At 70.9% G+C, this 19,236-nt stretch carries 18 protein-coding genes; 10 read left to right on the top strand and 8 right to left on the bottom strand.

Going from position 1 to position 19,236, the window contains the following annotated elements; genetic code table 11:
- Positions 1-285 precede the first annotated feature (285 nt).
- The 3 genes from AC07EJ_RS22185 to AC07EJ_RS22175 all read left to right on the top strand — a co-directional run bounded on the left by AC07EJ_RS22185 (position 286) and on the right by AC07EJ_RS22175 (position 3,945).
- Positions 286-636 (top strand): VOC family protein, encoded by a 351-nt coding sequence (locus AC07EJ_RS22185; protein WP_389485223.1) that lies wholly within the window; start codon positions 286-288, stop codon positions 634-636.
- A gap of 140 nt (positions 637-776) precedes the next feature.
- Positions 777-3,167: an ATP-binding cassette domain-containing protein gene (locus tag AC07EJ_RS22180; RefSeq protein ID WP_478884784.1), complete on the top strand. Its 2,391-nt coding sequence runs from the start codon at positions 777-779 to the stop codon at positions 3,165-3,167.
- Between the two features lie 172 nt (positions 3,168-3,339).
- Entirely contained in the window at positions 3,340-3,945 is a 606-nt protein-coding gene (locus AC07EJ_RS22175) for a TetR/AcrR family transcriptional regulator (protein WP_393581888.1), read from the top strand.
- Here the strand turns inward: AC07EJ_RS22175 and AC07EJ_RS22170 are convergent.
- Both AC07EJ_RS22170 and AC07EJ_RS22165 read right to left on the bottom strand, forming a co-directional pair.
- Entirely contained in the window at positions 3,906-4,712 is an 807-nt protein-coding gene (locus AC07EJ_RS22170) for a thioesterase II family protein (protein WP_478884783.1), read from the bottom strand. The two genes, AC07EJ_RS22175 and AC07EJ_RS22170, sit on opposite strands and share 40 nt — an antisense overlap.
- Complete coding sequence (locus AC07EJ_RS22165) at positions 4,709-5,524, bottom strand: alpha/beta fold hydrolase (RefSeq protein ID WP_478884782.1); 816 nt, start codon at positions 5,522-5,524, stop codon at positions 4,709-4,711. The genes AC07EJ_RS22170 and AC07EJ_RS22165 overlap by 4 nt, the downstream gene beginning before the upstream one ends.
- Before the next feature lie 188 nt (positions 5,525-5,712).
- Between AC07EJ_RS22165 and AC07EJ_RS22160 the strand changes: the two genes are divergently transcribed.
- Positions 5,713-6,462, top strand: coding sequence for an SDR family NAD(P)-dependent oxidoreductase (locus AC07EJ_RS22160; RefSeq protein WP_478884781.1), 750 nt, complete (start codon positions 5,713-5,715; stop codon positions 6,460-6,462).
- Position 6,463: 1 nt separating this feature from the next.
- On the opposite strand, the gene AC07EJ_RS22155 is transcribed toward AC07EJ_RS22160, so the two are convergent.
- From AC07EJ_RS22155 to AC07EJ_RS22130, 6 genes are all read right to left on the bottom strand, one after another.
- Positions 6,464-7,459 (bottom strand): zinc-binding dehydrogenase, encoded by a 996-nt coding sequence (locus AC07EJ_RS22155; RefSeq protein WP_389485211.1) that lies wholly within the window; start codon positions 7,457-7,459, stop codon positions 6,464-6,466.
- A 3-nt stretch (positions 7,460-7,462) separates the two neighbouring features.
- Positions 7,463-8,551 (bottom strand): 3-oxoacyl-ACP synthase III family protein, encoded by a 1,089-nt coding sequence (locus tag AC07EJ_RS22150; RefSeq protein WP_389485209.1) that lies wholly within the window; start codon positions 8,549-8,551, stop codon positions 7,463-7,465.
- 104 nt (positions 8,552-8,655) lie between these two features.
- Positions 8,656-9,933, bottom strand: coding sequence for a dihydrolipoamide acetyltransferase family protein (locus tag AC07EJ_RS22145; RefSeq protein ID WP_389485206.1), 1,278 nt, complete (start codon positions 9,931-9,933; stop codon positions 8,656-8,658).
- 16 nt (positions 9,934-9,949) lie between these two features.
- On the bottom strand, positions 9,950-10,942 hold the full coding sequence (locus tag AC07EJ_RS22140; RefSeq protein WP_478884780.1) for an alpha-ketoacid dehydrogenase subunit beta: 993 nt from the start codon (positions 10,940-10,942) through the stop codon (positions 9,950-9,952).
- Position 10,943: 1 nt separating this feature from the next.
- Positions 10,944-12,014, bottom strand: a complete 1,071-nt coding sequence (gene pdhA / locus AC07EJ_RS22135; protein ID WP_478884779.1) for a pyruvate dehydrogenase (acetyl-transferring) E1 component subunit alpha — start codon at positions 12,012-12,014, stop codon at positions 10,944-10,946.
- A 56-nt stretch (positions 12,015-12,070) separates the two neighbouring features.
- Positions 12,071-13,114, bottom strand: coding sequence for a ParB/RepB/Spo0J family partition protein (locus tag AC07EJ_RS22130; protein ID WP_389485199.1), 1,044 nt, complete (start codon positions 13,112-13,114; stop codon positions 12,071-12,073).
- A gap of 447 nt (positions 13,115-13,561) precedes the next feature.
- Between AC07EJ_RS22130 and AC07EJ_RS22125 the strand changes: the two genes are divergently transcribed.
- Genes AC07EJ_RS22125 through AC07EJ_RS22100 form a run of 6 tightly spaced genes read left to right on the top strand, consistent with a single transcriptional unit; the run spans position 13,562 to position 19,216 of the window.
- Positions 13,562-15,109 (top strand): succinic semialdehyde dehydrogenase, encoded by a 1,548-nt coding sequence (locus AC07EJ_RS22125; protein ID WP_393581881.1) that lies wholly within the window; start codon positions 13,562-13,564, stop codon positions 15,107-15,109.
- A 44-nt stretch (positions 15,110-15,153) separates the two neighbouring features.
- Positions 15,154-16,044, top strand: coding sequence for a diiron oxygenase (locus AC07EJ_RS22120; protein WP_393581880.1), 891 nt, complete (start codon positions 15,154-15,156; stop codon positions 16,042-16,044).
- Positions 16,028-16,318, top strand: coding sequence for an acyl carrier protein (locus AC07EJ_RS22115; RefSeq protein WP_389485192.1), 291 nt, complete (start codon positions 16,028-16,030; stop codon positions 16,316-16,318). Before AC07EJ_RS22120 ends, AC07EJ_RS22115 begins: the two co-directional genes overlap by 17 nt.
- Positions 16,315-17,223, top strand: coding sequence for an aminoacyl--tRNA ligase-related protein (locus AC07EJ_RS22110; protein ID WP_478884778.1), 909 nt, complete (start codon positions 16,315-16,317; stop codon positions 17,221-17,223). The genes AC07EJ_RS22115 and AC07EJ_RS22110 overlap by 4 nt, the downstream gene beginning before the upstream one ends.
- Positions 17,220-18,176, top strand: coding sequence for a nitronate monooxygenase (locus AC07EJ_RS22105; protein WP_389485188.1), 957 nt, complete (start codon positions 17,220-17,222; stop codon positions 18,174-18,176). Before AC07EJ_RS22110 ends, AC07EJ_RS22105 begins: the two co-directional genes overlap by 4 nt.
- Entirely contained in the window at positions 18,173-19,216 is a 1,044-nt protein-coding gene (locus tag AC07EJ_RS22100) for an SDR family oxidoreductase (RefSeq protein ID WP_389485186.1), read from the top strand. The genes AC07EJ_RS22105 and AC07EJ_RS22100 overlap by 4 nt, the downstream gene beginning before the upstream one ends.
- Positions 19,217-19,236: the final 20 nt, after the last annotated feature.

Here is a 19,236-nt window from a genome sequence, read left to right as displayed (position 1 = left end):
CACCCTGTGCAGAACCGTCACTGCACCCGCGCCACGGCTACCCCAACGCCTGAGCGGCCCCAGGGTGTCGTCGCCTGACGACTGTCCACCCATCACGCGGAACACTCGAACCCGTGCCCGACTCCACGGAGGGGTGGAAGGTCACCGGAAGTGAGCAGTTTTGGAGAAGCGCCGGTCATCCGCCGCGCCTAGCCTGAACTGCGTGGACAGCGCCCCTCACGGCAGCTTCCCGCCCGTCCTCGGACCGGACGGCCCCGACCGCACCCCCCGACCTCAGGAGTGATCATGACCAGCTCTTCCACCCAGGGAATCAAGACCGTGCTGCACCCCGTCTCCGACCTGGCCAAGGCCAAGGCGGTGTACGTCGCCCTGCTCGGCGCGGAGCCGACGGCCGACGCGCCCTACTACGTCGGCTTCGACGTCGAGGGCCAGCACATCGGGCTCGTGCCGGGCGGCGGGGGCATGACCTCGCCGGTGACGTACTGGCACGTACCGGACATCGCGGCGAAGCTCGCCGAGGTGACCGCCGCGGGTGCCGTGGTGAAGGAAGCCGCACACGACGTCGGCGGAGGCCGCCTCGTGGCCACGTTCACCGACCCCGACGGCAACGTGCTCGGGGTGCTCCAGGACAGCTGACGGGAGGCCCGGCCTGCCGGGCCCCGGGCAGAAGCCCAGCAGGAGAACAGGACCAGGCGGACGGCTCGAAGCTGGTTAGATCGAGCCGGCGACGCCGACGGGGCCCGCGAGGGCGGTCCCGCGCAACAGATGGAGACACGATGACCATGGCCAAGGGGACGCAGGCGCAGTCACCTGCGCCGCACGCTGCCGACAGCCACGATCTGATCCGCGTGCACGGTGCGCGCGTGAACAACCTGAAGGACGTCAGCGTCGAGCTCCCGAAGCGCCGGCTGACGGTGTTCACGGGTGTCTCCGGCTCGGGCAAGAGCTCACTGGTCTTCGGCACGATCGCCGCAGAGTCGCAGCGGATGATCAACGAGACGTACAGCACCTTCGTACAGGGCTTCATGCCGACGCTGGCCAGGCCCGAGGTCGACGTGCTCGACGGTCTGACGACCGCGATCATCGTCGGCCAGGAGCGGATGGGCGGCGACGCCCGCTCCACGGTCGGCACGGCCACCGACGCCAACGCGATGCTGCGCATCCTCTTCAGCCGGCTCGGCAAGCCGCACATCGGCTCGGCCAAGGCGTTCTCCTTCAACATCGCCTCGATCAGCGGCGCGGGTGCGGTCACCATCGAACGCGGCGGCGAGAAGGTGAAGGAGCGGCGCAGCTTCAGCATCGTCGGCGGCATGTGTCCGCGCTGCGAGGGCCGCGGTTCGGTCACCGACTTCGACCTGACTGCGCTGTACGACGACAGCAAGTCGCTCAGCGAGGGCGCGCTCACCGTTCCCGGCTACAGCGTCGAGGGCTGGTACGGCCGGATCTACCGCGGCTGCGGCTTCTTCGACCCGGACAAGCCGATCCGCAAGTTCACCAAGAAGGAACTGCACGACCTGCTCCACAAGGAGCCGACCAAGATCAAGGTCGACGGCATCAACCTGACGTACGAGGGTCTGATCCCGAAGATCCAGAAGTCGATGCTGTCGAAGGACATCGACTCGCTGCAGCCGCACATCCGCGCCTTCGTGGAGCGGGCGATGACGTTCACGTCCTGTCCCGACTGCGGCGGCACACGGCTGAGCGAGGCGGCCCGGTCGTCGAAGATCAAGAAGATCAGCATCGCCGACGCCTGTTCGATGCAGATCAGCGATCTCGCCGAGTGGGTGCGGGGCCTCGAGGAGCCGTCGGTCGCGCCGCTGCTGAAGGCGCTCGGGGACACCCTCGACTCGTTCGTGGAGATCGGGCTCGGCTACCTCGGCCTCGACCGCCCGGCGGGCACGCTCTCCGGCGGCGAGGCACAGCGCGTCAAGATGATCCGGCACCTCGGATCGTCCCTCACCGATGTCACCTACGTCTTCGACGAGCCGACGATCGGGCTGCACCCGCACGACATCCAGCGCATGAACGATCTGCTGCTGCGGCTGCGCGACAAGGGCAACACGGTGCTGGTCGTCGAGCACAAGCCGGAGGCGATCGCGATCGCCGACCACGTCGTCGACCTGGGCCCGCGCGCGGGCACCGAGGGCGGCGAGGTCGTGTTCGAGGGCACGGTCGAGGGGCTGCGGGCCAGTGACACGCTCACCGGGCAGCACCTGGACGACCGCGCGACGCTGAAGCCGGCGGTGCGGACGCCGACGGGGAAGCTGGGGGTGCGCGGCGCGGGCACCAACAATCTCCAGGACGTCGACGTGGACATCCCGCTCGGCGTACTGACCGTCGTCACGGGCGTCGCGGGCTCGGGCAAGAGCTCACTGATCCACGGCTCGGTGGCCGGGCAGGACGGGGTGGTCACGGTCGACCAGGCCGCGATCCGCGGCTCGCGGCGCAGCAACCCGGCGACGTACACCGGACTGCTCGACCCGATCCGCAAGGCGTTCGCCAAGGCCAACGGTGTGAAACCGGCTCTCTTCAGCGCCAACTCCGAGGGCGCCTGCCCCACCTGCAACGGCGCGGGCGTCATCTACACGGATCTGGCGATGATGGCCGGGGTCGCCTCCGTCTGCGACGACTGCGAGGGGAAGCGGTTCCAGGCCTCGGTCCTCGACTACCACTTCGGCGGGCGCGACATCAGCGAGGTGCTCGCAATGCCGGTGGCCGAGGCCGAGCAGTTCTTCGGCGCCGGGGAGGCACGCACACCGGCCGCGCAGAAGATCCTCCAGCGGATGGCCGACGTCGGGCTCGGCTACCTCACCCTCGGGCAGCCGCTCACCACGCTGTCCGGCGGCGAGCGGCAGCGGCTCAAGCTGGCGACGCACATGGCCGAGAAGGGCGGGGTCTACGTCCTCGACGAGCCGACGACCGGCCTCCACCTCGCCGATGTCGAGCAGTTGCTCGGGCTGCTCGACCGGCTCGTCGACTCCGGCAAGTCCGTCATCGTCATCGAGCACCACCAGGCGGTCATGGCCCACGCCGACTGGATCATCGATCTCGGTCCCGGCGCCGGTCACGACGGCGGACGGATCGTCTTCGAGGGCACACCGGCCGAACTCGTCGCGGACCGCTCCACCCTGACCGGTGAGCACCTCGCGGCCTACGTCGGCGGCTGACCGGGAGGCGCGTGCGGACACCCTCCCGGCCGGACGCGAGTAAGCGGTGCTCATGCCACCTGCTCGTGACGAGGTCAGGCTCCCGGCGTACCATTCTGCGGACCGACCGTTACTCGCAGCGACGGCTCCGCCGGGAACCAAGCCTTCCTCGGTGTCCGGCCCAGAGGATTGCATGAACCGCGTTCCCGACCCGTCCCCCTCGCCGATCCGGGATCAACTGCTCGACGCCGCCTACGCGTTGGTGGCGGAGTCCGGCTGGGCCAAGCTCCGGATGACGCACATCGCCACCGCCGCCGGGGTGCCCCGGGCCGTCGTCCACGAGCACTTCGGGTCGCTGGACGCGGTGGGCCAGGCGCTCGTGTCGAGAGAGGCCGACCGTTTCCTTCTGGGCATCGTGGCCGAGCTGCGCAAGCACCCGGACGACCTGGGACGGAGCACGGCCGCGGGGGTCGGCTTCGCGCTGCACCTCGCGGCGAGCAACCCGCTGCTCGCGTCCATCCTCACGAGCAGTGTGGGCGAGGACCGCATCCTGGTCGCCCACATCACGACGCGGTCGGAGCAGATCTTCGACAGCGCCTACACGCTGATCGCGGACTACGTGGAAAAGGCCTGGCCGATGATCCCCGACGAGCGCCGGCGTCTCATGGTCGACGCGGTCGTCCGCATGACCATCAGTCATATCGTCGCGCCCGCGCTGCCTCCGGAACAGGCGGCGCGGGACATCGCCGACATCGCGGTTCACGTCGCGGGCACGCGTGGGTACTCCGACTCCGCCTGAGGCGTGGCCAGTTCGGAGATGAGCCGCACGACGGCCCGCCCGTCGTCCGACCACGGGAAGAAGTGACCGCCCGGCAGGACCTTCGTCGTACGGGCCCGTCGGCTCAGGGACTCCCAGCGCGCCACCTCGCGGGGCGGGTGGGCCGGATCGGCCTCTCCCGCGACCGCCAGGAGCGGTACGTCCAGCGGCTCGGCCGGGGCGGGCGGGCAGTGCGCCAGGAGACGGTAGTCGGCGCGCAGGGGGCGCAGCACGAGCTCCCGCATCGCGGGTGAGTCGAGAACCTCCCTCGGGGTCGCGCCCAGCGCCTCGACATAGGACACCAAAGCGCCCTCGTCGTCGGCCAGTCGGCGGCTCGCGGCACGGTTCAGGACCTGGGGCGGGGCCGCCGCGGCGACCATGAGACCGGCGGGCGGCGTGCCGCGCTCGCACAGAGCGCGGCACAGGTCGAGCGCCAACTGGGCACCCATGCTGTGCCCGTAGAGCACGAGCGGCTCGGGGTCGGCCGGGTCGAGGTGGGCGGCCAGCGCCTCGGTGATGTCCTCGACCCGGTCCAGCGGGGGCTGTCTGACCCTGCGTCCATGGCCGGGGAGTTCCACGGCGGTGGCCCGGATCCGGGGCGGCAGATGGGTGCCCCAGGAGCGGTACGCGTCGGCGGATCCGCCCGCGTACGGCAGCAGCAGGGCGCGCACGGCCTGCCGGGACCCTGTACCCGCTCCGTCCCCGGACGAAGGCCCGTGCGACGGTACGGGGCGCAGCCACTCGCTCATGTCGTGGCTCCCGTGTCCGCGGACCGCGGGACCATCGCGGCGAGTTCCTCGTGTGCGCGACGCAGCACCCTGCTGAACGTGCCGGGCTCGGTGAGCGGCATCAGGTGCGGGCCGGGGACGTGGACCAGGCGGACCGGGGTGCCGTGGGCTCTCAACCGGTGCAGGAACTGCCTCTCCTGGAGCCGGAAGAGCGGGTCGTCGAGTCCGTTGGCCAGCACCAGCGGTACGTCGGTGAGCCCCGCCATGGCGAGCGTGTCCCAGCGCGACACCTCCGCGATGGCCTCGCCGAAGACGTGGCGGGAGAGGCCGCCCTCCATGACGCCCCGGAAGCTGTCGTCGGGCAGCTTCGCGCGCAGGACACGCCTGTTGAGCCGGAACGCGCGCTCCTCACCCATGGCCCTCTGCAGCAGGGCGGCCGTCCGGTGCGGGACCGTCAGGGGTCCGTCGGTCCTGATCGTGCCGCCATGGGCGAAGAGCCCCGCGGCGCCGTCCGCACCGTGAGCGCCGTAGGCGAGGGTGGAGACGGCGCCGAGCGAGGTGCCCGCGACGACGGGCCTGCGACCGGTCGCCCGGGTCGCCTCGGCGACGGCCGCCTCGATCTGCCCGACCACGCCCTCAAGAGTGAACGGCCGTGCGCCCAGGGCTCCGTGGCCCGGAAGGTCGCAGGCCGTGATGTGGAAGTCGGGGGTGAGGCGCGCGGCGACGGCACTCCACATGTGGGCGGACAGGCGGATGCCGTGGACGAGTACGAGGGGGTGGCCGTGGTCGGAGCCGGTGGTCCACAGACCTGGCTTCCTGGTCTGCCGCAGCATGGGGCGGTTCTCCTTCGGGGTGTGGCGTCTCAGGGGGATGGCGCGTCTCAGGGGGATGGGGTGTCTCTGAGGGATGGGCCACGGTGTGCGCCCATCCCCAACACAGGACTGTTCAACCGTATTTGATGCGTTCTGCGCCCTAACATCGGCTTCCTCCGGCACCGCCGGATTCCACCGAGGGGAGCACCATGAACATCGCGGAGAGCGTCGCCCTGGTCACCGGGGGCACGTCCGGACTCGGACTCGCCACGGCCCGGCGGCTGGTGAAGAGCGGCGCGCGTGTGGTCGTGGCCGGCAGGTCCGCGGCGCGGGGCGACGCCGTGGCGCGGGAGCTGGGTGAGCGGGCGGTCTTCGCCGCCGTCGACATCACCAGTGAGACGGACGTGGCGACCGCCCTGGACATCGCCGACGGGCTCGGGACACTGCGCGTGGTGGTGAACTGCGCGGGCAGGGACAGCGCCGCCAGAACCGTCGGCAGGCGCGGGCCCTTCCCCCTGGCCGACTTCGCCGAGGTCGTCTCGGTCAATCTGGTGGGCACCTTCAACGTGATCCGCCTCGCCGCGGAACGCATGGCCCGGGCCGACGAGGTCGACGGCGAGCGGGGCGTGATCATCAATACGTCGTCGGCGGCCGCGTACGAAGGGCAGGTCGGGCAGGCCGCGTACGCCGCGTCCAAGAGCGGCATCGTCGGCCTCACGCTGCCGGTGGCCCGGGACCTGGCGCCTCTGAAGATCCGGGTGGTCACCATCGCCCCAGGCCTCTTCCTCACGCCCATGCTGGAGGGCCTGCCCGAAGGGGCGCGGGACTCGCTCGCCACGCAGGTCCCGCACCCCTCCCGCTTCGGGGACCCCGACGAGTACGCGGCGCTGGCCGCGCACATCGTCGAGAACCCCATGCTCAACGGCGAGACCATCCGGCTCGACGGCGCGCTGCGCTGAGTCATCCGCGGTCCGCGCCGGCGGCGCTCGGCGGGGTGAAGACGACCTTGCCGAAGACGCCGCCGCCCTCCAGCGCCTCGAAGCCCTCACGGGCCCGGTCCAGGGGCAGCACCCGGTCGACGAGCGGCGCGATCCCGTGCGTGGCGCACAGCCGTGAGAGGGCGTGCAGGTCGGCGAGAGTACCGAGCGTGGACCCCACGATCGTCAACTGCCGGAAGAACACGTGGTGCAGGTCCGCGGGCGGCATGCCGCCGGTCGTCGCACCGCTGATCACGATGCGGCCGCCCGGCCGCGTGCTGCGCAACGAGTGCGCCCACGTGGCCTCGCCGACCGTCTCCATCACCGCGTCGACCCGTTCGGGCAGCCGCTCGCCGACCGGGAACGCCGCGTGCGCGCCGATCTCCACGGCACGCCCGCGGCGCTCCGCGGATCTGCTGGTGACCCACACACGGAACCCGGCCACCGCTCCGAGCGCGATCAGAGCGGTCGACACGCCACCGCCCGCGCCCTGGACGAGGACGGTGTCCCCCGGCGCGAGCCCGGACGCCCCGAAGAGCATCCGGTACGCGGTGAGCCACGCCCCCGGCAGACAGGCCGCCGCCTCGAAGGACAGGCCCGCAGGCTTGGGCACCAGGTTGCGGCGCGGCACGGCGACCCGCTCGGCGAACGTTCCGTGGTGTTCCTCGCCCAGCAGGGCCCGCCGCGGGTCGAGGGTCTCGTCACCGCGGCCCGCTCCCGGATCTCCGATCACCGAGTGCACGACGACCTCGTTGCCGTCCTCGTCGATGCCCGCCGCGTCCGAGCCGAGGACGACGGGCATGCGCCGGGTGGGCGGGCCGACACCTCGGAGCGTCCACAGGTCGTGCTGGTTGAGCGAGGCGGCGCGCACGCTCACGGTGGTCCAGCCGTACGGCACTTCGGGCTCCGGCCACTCGCCGGTGTACAGGCAGCTGAGCGGGTCGGCCGGGTCCGCTCCCTTCGCGACGACCGCGAACACGGGCTACACCTCACCGCTCGCGTCGAAGTGCCGGAAACAGGCCGAGCCCCACAGGAAGCCCGCCCCGATCGCGGCCATGACCATGAGGTCCCCGTGCTTCGCGCGGTGGGCGACGGTCTCGTGGAGCACGGTGAACACGCTTGCGGCGGCGGTGTTCCCGAGCCGCTGGACCGTCGTGGGCACCCGGTCCTGCGGAACACCGAGCGACTTGGCCGCCTCCTTGATGATGTTGAGGTTGGCCTGGTGGAGCAGGACGTGCTCGATGTCGTCGATCTCGACCCCGGCGCGCCGGGCCGTCTTGCGGATGCTCTGCGGCAGCTTCTCCGTGGCCATGTTCCACACGGCCTTGCCGTTCATCTTGAGGTACTGGGAGCGGGCCTCGACGGTCTCGGGGCTCGTCGGCATCCGCGAGCCGCCGGCAGTGATCTCGACCTCGTAGGAGAGCTCACCGTCGGTGTCCCAGGAGAGCAGTCCGAAGCCGGCGGGAGTGCGCCCGAGCAGGGCGGCCCCGGCGGCGTCCCCGAGGAAGACGCGGGTCGTGCGCTCCTGGGGGTCGGTGCCGCGCGATCCGGCGTCGGCGCCGATGACCAGGACGTGCTTGAAGGCCGGGTTCTGAAGCAGGTGGGCGCCGGTCAGAAGGGCGTAGATGCCGCCCGCGCAGGCCGCCTGCGTCAGGTCGAGGGGCATGGCGCGGTGCGCGCCCAGCTTCTCCTTGATGATCATCGCGGTGGACGGCAGGGGCTGGTCGGGGGTGAACGTCGTCACGATGACGGCGTCCACGTCCGCCGCGTCGACGCCGGCCGCGGCCAGCGCGCGCCGGCCGGCCTCCACGCCCATGTCCGAGGTGGCACGGCCCTCTTCGAGGAAGCGGCGTTCCGTGATGCCGGTCCGGGAGGTGATCCACTCGTCGGACGTGTCGAGGGTGCGGGTGAGCTCCTCGTTGGTGACGACGCGCCGGGGCACGTACAGGCCGGTGCCGAGGATGCCGACCGGGTGGGTGAGCGGGGCCATGGTGTCCGTGGCGCGGGTGTTCAGGAGGGCCGTGCCGGCGTCGCGTATCGCGTCCACCGGTGCGTCGATCGTTTCCGTCATTGCTTGAATCCCCGTTTTCCAGAGCTGAGTTGGGATGGGTGAAGGGACGCTCGGCGCCTGTGGACGAGAGCGCGGGAGGTTCGGGTGGGGGGCGGCGGGCCGGTTCAGGACCAGGTGATGAGCCGCTTGGGGTGCTCCAGGACCGCTCCGGTCGCGGCGAGCACCTTCGCGCCGAGTTCGCCGTCGACGAGGCGGTGGTCGAAGGACAGGGCCAGCGTGGTGACCTGCCTGAGCGTGACGCGGCCCTTGTGGGCCCAGGGGCGTTCCCTGACGGCGCCGACCGCCAGGATCGCCGACTCTTTGGGGTTGAGGATCGGTGTACCGGCGTCGACGCCGAAGACTCCGATGTTGGTCAGGGTGAGGGTGCCGCCCGTCATGTCGGCGGGGGCGGTGGTGCCCGCGCGTGCCGTTTCGACCAACTCGCCGAGGGAGCGGGCGAGTTGGGGAAGGGTCTTGGTGTGGGCGTTCTTGATGTTGGGGACGACGAGGCCGCGTGGTGTAGCGGCGGCGATGCCGAGGTGGACGTCGTGCTTGACGACGATCTCCTGTGCTTCCTCGTCCCAGGTGGCGTTGATGTCGGGGTACTGCCTGGCGGCTGCCAGGAAGGCCTTCGCCACGAGGAGGAGCGGGGTGACCCGCACTCCGGTGAACTCGGCATCCTCGCGCAGCCGTCGGACCAGCTTCATGGTGCGGGTCACGTCGACCGTGAGGAACACCGTGACGTGCGGCGCGGTGAAGGCGCTCTCCACCATGGCCCGGGCGGTGGCCTTGCGTACACCCTTGATCGGGATACGTGTCTGCGAGGCCGGCGCGGGCGTCGTCGACGGGGTGGCAGCCGCAGCGGGGGGACGGGCGGCCGCGTGGACGTCGTCACGGGTGACGGTCCCGTCCGGACCGGTCGCGGTCACCGACGAGAGGTCCACCCCGAGGTCCTTGGCGAGCTTGCGGACCGGCGGTTTCGCGGCGGTCCGCCCGCCGGGAGCGGGTGGCCGGGTCCTGCCGGCGTGCTTGCGGGGGCGGCGCCTGGTGGCGCCGCTGACCACGCCGTAGCCCACCAGGACGGGCTCCCGTACGGGTGAGGGGTCCGCCGGTTCCTCCGGTGGCGCGCCCTCGGCCGGTTCCGGCGCGGCGCCGGCCGGGGCCGTGTCCACGGTGATGATCACGGCACCGATGTCCACCGTCGTCCCTTCCGCACCGCGGATCTCGTGGACCACACCGTCGTACGGGATCGGCAGCTCGACGGCGGCCTTCGCGGTCTCGATCTCGCACACGGGCATGCCGTCATGCACCGGATCGCCCGGCGCGACATACCACTTGAGGATCTCGGCGTCGCTCAGCCCCTCCCCCACATCGGGCATCTTGAATTCGCGTATGCGCTGCATGGGTGTCCGATTTCCTTCAGTAGGCCAGGGCGCGCTCGGTGGCGTCCAGAATCCGGTCCAGGTCGGGCAGGTAGTCGTGCTCGACGCGTGAGGGCGGATACGGCATGTGGTAGCCGCCCACGCGCAGCACGGGGGCTTCGAGGCGGTGGAAGCACCGCTCCGTGATGCGGGCGGCGATCTCGGCGCCGGCCCCGAGGAAGACGGGCGCCTCGTGAACCACCACGAGGCGGCCCGTGCGGAGCACCGACGCCTCGATCGTGTCGAAGTCGACGGGCGAGACCGAGCGCAGGTCGATGACCTCCAGGCGGGTGCCCTCCGCCTCGGTGACGGCGGCCGCCTCCAGGCAGGTCCGCACCGTCGGGCCGTAGCCGACCACGGTGACGTCGGAGCCGGGGCGTACGACGCGTGCGGTGTCGATCGGCGCGGGCGGCGCCGCGAGGGTCACCTCGCCCTTGTCGTAGTAGCGACGCTTGGGTTCGAGGAAGATGACCGGGTCGTCGCCCGCGACGGCCGCCCTGAGCATGCCGTACGCGTCGTCCGGCGTCGCCGGGCTGATGACGCGAAGACCGGGGACGTGGGCGAACAACGCCTCGGGCGACTCGCTGTGGTGCTCCACCGCTCCGATGCCGCCGCCGAACGGTATCCGGATGACGACGGGAAGCCCGATCCGGCCGCCCGACCGGGCCCGCATCTTGGCCAGCTGCGTGACGATCTGGTCGTACGCGGGGAAGACGAACCCGTCGAACTGGATCTCCACGACGGGGCGGTAGCCGCGCAGCGCGAATCCGATCGCCGTGCCGACGATGCCGGATTCCGCCAACGGGCTGTCCAGGACGCGGTGTTCGCCGAAGTCCTTCTGGAGTCCGTCGGTGACGCGGAAGACTCCGCCGAGCCGTCCGATGTCCTCTCCCATCAGGACGACCTTGAGGTCGTCCTCCATCGCTGCGCGCAGCGCCTCGTTGATCGCCTTCGCCACCGTGAGGGTGCGGGTGGCCGTCTTGGTGGTCATGTCAGTGCTCCGCTTCGGCGAATGACGCCTGATAGTCCAGGAATCCGTCGCGCTCCTCCGCCACGAGGGGGTGGGCCCCGGCATAGGTGACGTCGAAGAACTCGCTCAGGTCCGGGGACGGCATGGAGCGCACGCTGCTCCGCAGGCGCAGGGCGAGCCGCTCGCCGTCCTCGTCGGCCTCCGCGAAGAAGGCGTCGTCGGCGAAGCGCTCGCGTTCGAGGTGCTTGCGCAGGCGGGAGATCGGGTCCTTCGCTGCCCAGTCGCGCAGTTCCTCGGGGTCCCGGTACCGGGACGGGTCGTCGGACGTGGTGTGGGCGCCCATGCGGTAGGTGTAGGCCTCGATCAAGGTGGGGCCCTGTCCGGACCGCGCACGGTCCAAGGCGGCGCGCGTCACCGCGAGGCACGCGAGCACGTCGTTCCCGTCGACCCGTATGCCCGGGAACCCGAAGCCGTCGGCGCGCCGGTGGAGCGGCACGCGGCTCTGACGCTGCGTCGGCTCCGAGATCGCCCACTGGTTGTTCTGGCAGAAGAAGACGACGGGCGCGTTGTAGACGGCGGCGAAGTTGAACGCCTCGCTCACGTCGCCCTGACTTGTGGCGCCGTCTCCGAAATACGCGATGACCGCGCTCTCGGCCCCGTCGCTCTCCGTCGCCATCGCGTATCCCGTCGCGTGCAGCACCTGGGAGCCGATGACGAGCGTGTAGAGGTGGATGTTGTGCTCGGCGGGATCCCAGCCGCCGTGGCTGACGCCGCGGAACATCCGGAAGATGTGCAGCGGGTCCAGGCCCCGGGCGAGCACCACCCCGTGGTCGCGGTAGCTGGGGAAGACGTGATCGTCGTCGCGCACGGCGCTCGCCGAGCCGATCTGTGCCGCCTCCTGGCCCAACAGCGAGGGCCACAGGCCGAGTTCGCCCTGGCGCTGGAGGGTGACGCCCTCGGCGTCGGCGCGGCGGGCGAGGACCATGGACCGGTACAGCGCCCTCAGCTGAGCGGGCGTCACCTCGATCGCGTGGTCCGGGTGTTGTACGCGTTCGCCTTCCGGCGTGAGCAACTGGACGTACTCCGGCTGCATTTCCCTACCCCCGTATCTTTCAGGCTTGCGAACCGGGCTTTCGGCCCGGCTTCGATTCAGGCTTCCGGCGGCCTGTGCAACCGGCGGTCTCCGGCAGTTGCACAGACCTTCTTCTCGAGCGCCTCCGCGAACTGCGTCCAGGCGTCGGCGCAGGCCCGCGCCGCCTGCGCCGCCAGGCCGACGGAGTGCGCGGGGACGGCCCCGGCCATGTCAGCCCAGTGCTGCGGGGTGATGAGGGTGGCGGTGAGCAGGCGCAGCAGCAGGCGGCCGTGGGCCGGGTACTTCAGCGAGGGATCCTTGACCAGGGCAGCGAGCGCCGCGGCCGGATCGCCTGCCGCTTGGGGCAGTTGACGCCAGACCGGGCCCTGCGCGGAGGCGCTCGCCCGTCCGCCGGCGGCGGTGCCGGACGGGCCGCCCGGCTTCGCCCGCCCCGCCTGACGGGGCACCCTCGGCTGCTCCGGCCCGGCGCTGTCACGCCGCACCGCGGACGGCACGGGATCCTCGCCGTTGCGCACTCGGGACCGCACGTCGCGGACCGTGCCGGGTGAGATTCCGGCGAGCTGGGCGATCTGGCGCAGCGAGGCGCCCGGCATCTCCTCGACGAGACGTGCGGCGAGGATACGGCCCTGCGAGCTGTTCAGGGGGCGGATCCTGCCGTCGCGGCCGAGCCGGGTGGCCGGCCTGCCGTCGTCGTCGAGCGTGGCACGGCGGATCTCGCCCACCGTCCGTGCGGACAGTCCCGCCACTTCGGCGATGGCCCGGTCCGACCAGTGCCCGTGCGAGGTGACGATGCGGGTGGCGGCGGCGGTCCGGTCGGCGAGCGAGAGCGGGAGGCCGTGAGCCGTGTTCTCCCGTACGCCGACGACGAAGGCATCGCGCTCGGCGCCTTCGAAGAACCGGACGCGGATCACCTCGTCACCGCGGCGGATCACCGCGCGCAGCCGGTGCATGCCGTCGACCACGCGCATGGACTCCCTGTGCACGACGATCGGCGGCAGGAGCGCCCCCGACTGTGCGAGCACGTGGGCGTGTTGAGGATCTTCGCCCGCGATGCGGGGCGAGTCGGCCGGGCGCAGGGCACTCACGGGCACGAGCTCCACGGCGGAGAGTCTGGGACGGTGCCCCTCCCGGAGCTCCCCTCTCCCGTTCTCCTCGGCGTGATCCGGTATCGCGGATTCAACCTGGACGCTCAACATTCCCCCTGAATGCTCGGAGCGGGCGGATCGACTGTAGCGAGTATTCACACCTCCACAAGGGATTTCTTCGACGCCTCCGCGGCACCCTTGGCCGGCGGCGAAGTTCCCTTGACGGTCGTGCAAGCCCATCCTAGTCTAGAACGAGTCGCACCGTTCTGGATCGTTGACGCATCACCCAAAGTCACCTCTGACCTGCATGTTTCTCGTTACCAGAGGTAGCGTTCACCCCGCACAGTCGGCCGGAGTGACTACGATGCGCGGTCTATTGATTACTGCGTGCGATAGCAGGTAATGCCGAATTTGAAATCGGAATTCCACCAAGGGCGGCAGGCCCGAACCAAGGGAATGTGAATGCCTCAGGCCATCGACAAGGACCTTCTCGAGCGTCTTTCCGCACGGATCTCCGGCGACAGCGGTCCTTTCGACATCAATACGCCGTTCACCGGCCGCACGCTGGCGAGCGTTCCGGTCTCGACCGCGGACGACGTCAAGCGCGCCTACGAGAAGGCCCGTGCGGCACAGCGGTCCTGGGCGGCCCTGAGTCCCGCCGAACGGGCGAGGCCGTTCCTGCGGTTCTTCGACTCGCTGATGGCCGGGCAGCCCGAACTCCTCGACATCCTCCAGCTCGAGACCGGCAAGGCCCGGCGCCACGCCCACGAAGAGGCCCTGGACGTGGCCCTGTGTTCGCTCTACTACGCGCGCCGCGCCCCGAAGTGGCTGCGCGACCGGCGCCGCGGGGGCGCGATGCCGCTCGCGACCCGGGTGCGGGAGGCACGCAGGCCCAAGGGCGTCGTCGGCATGATCACGCCCTGGAACTACCCGATCAGCATGGGCGTCACCGACACCGTCCCGGCCCTGCTCGCGGGCAACGCCGTGGTGCACAAGCCGGACACACAGACCTCCCTGGGCGTCCTGTGGTGCATCGACCAGCTCCACAAGTGCGGGCTTCCCGAGGGACTTTGGCAGGTCGTCCTCGGTGAACCCGCCGAGATCGGCGAGCCGCTCATCGACGGGGCCGACTACGTCGCCTTCACCGGCTCCACGGGCGGCGGACGGAACATCGCCCGGCAGGCGGCGCCCCGGCTCATCTCGTACTCCCTCGAACTCGGCGGCAAGAACCCGATGATCGTGTGCCGGGACGCCGACATCGAGCGCGCGGCCCGGGGCGCCGTGCGCGCCTGCTTCGCCAACGCGGGCCAGCTGTGCATCTCCATCGAGCGCCTGTACGTGCACGACAGCGTCCATGACGAGTTCCTGGAGAGGTTCGCGGCGAGGACGAAGGCGATGAAGCTCAGCACGGAGCTGACGTTCGAGGCCGACATGGGATCACTCACGTTCCCGCGCCAACTCGCCACCGTCACACGGCATGTGGAACAGGCCGTCGCGGCGGGCGCGACCGTCGTGGCCGGCGGGCGGGCCCGCCCGGACATCGGTCCGCTGTTCCACGAACCGACGATCCTCACGGGCGTCACCACCGACATGGACCTCTGCGGGACGGAGACGTTCGGACCCGTCGTCAGCGTCTCCTCGTTCTCCGACGAGAACGAGGTCGTGGAGCGCGCCAACGACACCCGCTACGGCCTGAGCGCGTCGATCTGGACCAAGGACGTCGCGCGCGGGCGCCGGCTCGCCGCGGGCATCCGGGCGGGCACGGTCAACATCAACGACGGCTATGGCGCCGCGATGGGCTCCCACGACGCGCCCATGGGCGGCATGAAGGAGTCCGGTGTGGGCCGCCGGCACGGCCGCGAGGGCCTCATGAAGTACACCGAGGCGCAGACCGTCGCGAGCCAGCACGTCCTCGACCTGCTGGAGCCGCCGGGCTCCATGGACTTCGCCCGGTACGCCCGGCTCATCAACACCTCGACCACGCTCATGAAGCGCTTCCGGATCAGGTGACCCGGCGCGCCTGTCAGCAACACGCACCTTCAACGGGGAGACACATGAAGGAAATCGACGCCTTCCAGGAAATGGTGGACCGGCTCACCGACAAGTCGGTGGACGACCACTACAACCCGTACACGAGATTCACCTGGCCGGACGAGATGCCGGCCGGATCCTGGTGGATGAGCCCGGAGTACCTCACGGTGCACGGGACGGGTCTCGTCGACGACGAAGACACCCTCGAACTGCTCGCCCAGCGCGAGACGGTCAACTTCTTCAGCCTCCATGTCCACGGGATCAGAGAGCTGATGATCGAGGTCGCCCAGCGGATCCACACACCTCGCTTCGCCGCGTACTCCGAATACCTGCACCACTTTCTCGGTGAGGAGAACGCGCACATGTGGTTCTTCGCCGAGTTCTGCAACCGCTACGCCGGGGGCATCTACCCGGAGTCCCAGGCGCCGCTGCGACAGGAAGACCTCGACGACGCCTGGAACGACGTGATCGTCTTCTCGCGGATCGTCATCTTCGAGGAGATCTTCGACTACTTCAACAGCCGTATGGGCAAGGACGACCGGCTGCCTCCGATCCTGCGCGAACTGCACGCGGTGCACCACCACGACGAGAGCCGGCACGTCGCCTTCGGGAAGCAGTTCGTCAAGCACCTGCACGAGCGTGCCTGCGAGACCGCCGACGGTGGCGCCGAGCGCCGGGCGCGGATCGAGGAGTACATCAAGGCGTACATGACGTACTCGGTGCGGAGCCTGTACAACCCGGACGCCTATCGCGACGCCGGGATCGCGCAGCCGCTGAAGGTGCGCCGCGAAGCGATGTCGCATCCGGACCGCGACCCCTTCCACCAGAAGATCATGGCGCGCGTCGACCGCTTCTTCGTCAACTCCGGGATTTTCGAAACTGCTTGGGGGGACTCCAATGACGTCGGTCGATGAGGCCGCCACCATCGCGGCATCGGCCGGATCACCGGCCATGGACCTGGTCATCGATTTCCTTCGGAAGGCCGACGCCGCCGTCGACCCCCACGACTGGGACCAGGACCTGATCGACGGGCGCATCCTCGACTCCCTCGCCTTCGTCGAATTCCTCTTCCTGCTGGAAGAGGTCACGGGCAACCGCGTCGCCCCGGAGGAGATCGACGTCGAGAACTTCCGCACCCTCAACCGCATCAACTCGGCATTCCTCGGCGGAAAGGCAACGCAGTCATGAGCACACTCGACGGGGGCCCTGCCACCGCTCTCGCCTCCCCCGCCCTCACCGTCCCGCCGGTCACCGTCACCGACGGCCTGGTGACGATCGGGCCCGACGCCGTCCGCCTGCGGTCAGCGCTCGACGACGTCTTCACCGGGTGGGCCCGCACGGCCGGCGCGCAGAGCGTGCTGTACTCGCCGCTGACCCGCGTCGCCGACCTCGCGCGGTTCGACTACTTCGTGAACTTCCCGCACCTCGCACTCGCCGCCACCCCCGTGCACACCCCGGACGCGGACGGCGCCACTCCCCTCCCCCACCACCCGGCGCCGGACGACGCGCACCTCTCGGGGGGCCAACTGGGCAGCGCGGGCTACCTGTTGCCGTCCGCGGCCTGCTACAACGCATACCTGTCGCTCGTCGGATCCCGTCTGGACGGGCCGGTCAAGCTCACGACGATCGCGCAGTGCTTCCGCAGGGAGACGCGGTACGACGGGCTGCGGCGGCTGCACGGCTTCACCATGCGGGAGATCATCACCGTCGGGGGTCCCGATGACGCCAAGGCACATCTCGCAGAGTTCAAGCCGCTGATCGAGGCGCTGTCCGCGCACCTCGGGCTCGGCCTGCGCACCGAGGTCGCCACGGATCCCTTCTTCGACCCGAACGGCTCGCGCGCGGTCATGCAGAAGCTCTTCCCGGTGAAGGAGGAGTTCGTCACCGCGGACGGGGTGGCGATCGCCTCCGTGAACTACCACCGCAACTTCTTCGGCGACCGAGCCGACCTGCACGTCAACGGCGAGCCCGCGCACACCAGTTGTGTCGCCTTCGGCGTGGAGCGGTGGCTGCACGCGCTGAACGCGCGGTTCTCGGGCGACTGGGCCGCGGCCGTCGAGGCCGTGCGCGCGTTCCCCGTCACCGCGCCATGACGGGGGCAGGCCTCGGAGTCGAGCGGGGGGTGATGCTCGCCGGGATGGGCGGCGTCTCAGGGCCCCGGCTCGCGGCGGCCGTGGCAGCGTCGGGCGGTCTCGGCGTGGTCGGCGCGTTCAAGGCCACCGGCGCCGAACTGAACGGCCTCGTCGACCCGTTGCTCGCGGCCACCGCCGGCACCGTCGGCGTGAGCCTCGTGCCGGAGGCCGTGTCGGCGGGCACGCTCGACGCGCAGTTGCTGCGGATCCTCGGGCACACGCCCGACCGGCTCCTCGTCGTCTCGTTCGGGACGCTGCCGGACGTGGCCGTGGCGCGGCTGCGCGCCGCGGGGCGCCGCTTCGTGGTCCAGGTCGGCTCGGTCGACGCCGCCGGCCGGGCCCTGGCGGCCGGCGCGTACGCGGTCGTCGCACAGGGCGCGCAGGCGGGCGGCCGGCTGCTCGGCGACACACCCACCGCCGAACTGGTCGCCGCGGTACGGCGGCGCCACCCGGACGCCGTGGTGGTCGCCGCCGGCGGCATCGCGACGCCGGACGACGCCGCGGCCGTCGCTCAGGCGGGCGCCGACGCGGTCTGCTGCGGCACGGCGTTCGTCCCCGCAGAGGAGTCGGACGCGCACGAGACGTACAAGGACCGCGTGGTGGCGGCCGGGGCCGTGGACACGACGGTCACCGACGTGTTCGACCTCGGCTGGGCGGGCCGGCGCCACCGGGTCCTGAGCAGCCGCGTGACGGCCGACCCCGGCCGCTACGGACGGACCCACATCGGCACCACCGAGGTGGCGGGCCGCAGTCACCCCGTCTACCGCTTCTCGGCGACCGTGCCGACGCGGTTCACGGAGGGCCTGATCGACGACATGGCGATGTACGCCGGCCACTCCTGCGAAGGGGTACGGGGGCGGAGCACCGCCGCCGAGATCGTTAACAAACTTGCCAACGCCCTGGAGGACGCATGACCGAGCAGACGCGGACCGGCCGCAGACCCGCACTCCTGACCGGCGGCGCGGGCGTCGTGGGCACGGCCCTGCGGCAGGAGCTCCACCCCTCGGAGTACATCGCCCTGGTGCACACCCGGGACCTGCCGGGCGCGCAGTGCGTACGCGGCGACATCCGGGCCGAGCGCCTCGGCCTGAGCCCCTCCGACTACGCCGACCTGACGCGCCGTATCGGCGCAGTGGTGCACGCGGCCGCCGACACCCGGCTCAACGGGGACACGGCGAGCCTCACGGCCACGAACATCGCGGGCACGCGCAACGTCGTCCGGCTCGCCGCGGACGCGGGCGTGCCGCTGCACTACACGAGTACGGCCTTCGTGCACGCCGTGGACCGTCCCGAGAACGCGGGCCGCTCCATGCCGTACGCGGAGTCCAAGCAGGCCGCGGAGCAGTACATCAGGGCATCCGGCGTGGACCACGTCATCCTGCGCCCCTCCATCGTGGTCGGCGACTCGGTGACCGGGGCGATGAGCGAGTACCAGGGGCTGCACCGGATCTGCGGGGCGATCCTGAGCGACCTGTTCCCGGCGTTCCCCGCGGACGAGGCCGGGCTCATCGACTTCGTGCCGCAGGACCTGGTGGCGCGGGTGGTCGCGGCGTCCGCGCGCGGCGAGCTCGCGCCGGGGACCCGCGAGGTGTGGATCACCGCGGGCGAACGCGCGATCCCGCTCACCGGCCTCATCGACGAACTGATGAGCCTGGGCCGGGAGGCGGGGCGGCCCGTCAGCACACCCCGGATCGTGCCGCCGGAGATGTACGAGCGGCTGATCAAGCCGGTGTTCCTGCCCTCGCTACCCAGGGATCTGCGCAAGCTGGTGACGAGCCTGTTCGAGCACGTCGCGCCGTACATCGCGGTCGTGTCCGCCTTTCCCTCCAGCGAGGAGGTGCTCGACGCGGCCGGCGGCCCGCGGGTCTCCTCGCGCACCCTCCTCAACCGCACGATGCGGCACTGGATGCACACGACGGGGCACGCCCCCGCGCTCCAGGGCGTGCCTGCCTGAGGCCCGCCGCACCGGCGCCC

Source organism: Streptomyces sp. NPDC045026 (assembly GCF_056432625.1).
Note: the sequence above shows the minus strand (reverse complement) of the source record. Positions and strands in the feature narration are given on the sequence as shown.

Bases quoted from the DNA above. Each gene is read 5' to 3' on its own strand.
- AC07EJ_RS22160 (WP_478884781.1), top strand. From the start codon at position 5,713: ATGAACATCGCGGAGAGCGTCGCCCTGGTCACCGGGGGCACGTCCGGA.
- AC07EJ_RS22150 (WP_389485209.1), bottom strand. From the start codon at position 8,551: ATGACGGAAACGATCGACGCACCGGTGGACGCGATACGCGACGCCGGC.
- AC07EJ_RS22140 (WP_478884780.1), bottom strand. From the start codon at position 10,942: ATGACCACCAAGACGGCCACCCGCACCCTCACGGTGGCGAAGGCGATC.
- AC07EJ_RS22165 (WP_478884782.1), bottom strand. From the start codon at position 5,524: ATGCTGCGGCAGACCAGGAAGCCAGGTCTGTGGACCACCGGCTCCGAC.
- AC07EJ_RS22110 (WP_478884778.1), top strand. From the start codon at position 16,315: ATGAGCACACTCGACGGGGGCCCTGCCACCGCTCTCGCCTCCCCCGCC.
- AC07EJ_RS22125 (WP_393581881.1), top strand. From the start codon at position 13,562: ATGCCTCAGGCCATCGACAAGGACCTTCTCGAGCGTCTTTCCGCACGG.
- AC07EJ_RS22105 (WP_389485188.1), top strand. From the start codon at position 17,220: ATGACGGGGGCAGGCCTCGGAGTCGAGCGGGGGGTGATGCTCGCCGGG.
- AC07EJ_RS22180 (WP_478884784.1), top strand. From the start codon at position 777: ATGACCATGGCCAAGGGGACGCAGGCGCAGTCACCTGCGCCGCACGCT.
- AC07EJ_RS22120 (WP_393581880.1), top strand. From the start codon at position 15,154: ATGAAGGAAATCGACGCCTTCCAGGAAATGGTGGACCGGCTCACCGAC.
- AC07EJ_RS22115 (WP_389485192.1), top strand. From the start codon at position 16,028: ATGACGTCGGTCGATGAGGCCGCCACCATCGCGGCATCGGCCGGATCA.
- AC07EJ_RS22175 (WP_393581888.1), top strand. From the start codon at position 3,340: ATGAACCGCGTTCCCGACCCGTCCCCCTCGCCGATCCGGGATCAACTG.
- AC07EJ_RS22145 (WP_389485206.1), bottom strand. From the start codon at position 9,933: ATGCAGCGCATACGCGAATTCAAGATGCCCGATGTGGGGGAGGGGCTG.
- AC07EJ_RS22100 (WP_389485186.1), top strand. From the start codon at position 18,173: ATGACCGAGCAGACGCGGACCGGCCGCAGACCCGCACTCCTGACCGGC.
- pdhA (WP_478884779.1), bottom strand. From the start codon at position 12,014: ATGCAGCCGGAGTACGTCCAGTTGCTCACGCCGGAAGGCGAACGCGTA.
- AC07EJ_RS22170 (WP_478884783.1), bottom strand. From the start codon at position 4,712: ATGAGCGAGTGGCTGCGCCCCGTACCGTCGCACGGGCCTTCGTCCGGG.
- AC07EJ_RS22185 (WP_389485223.1), top strand. From the start codon at position 286: ATGACCAGCTCTTCCACCCAGGGAATCAAGACCGTGCTGCACCCCGTC.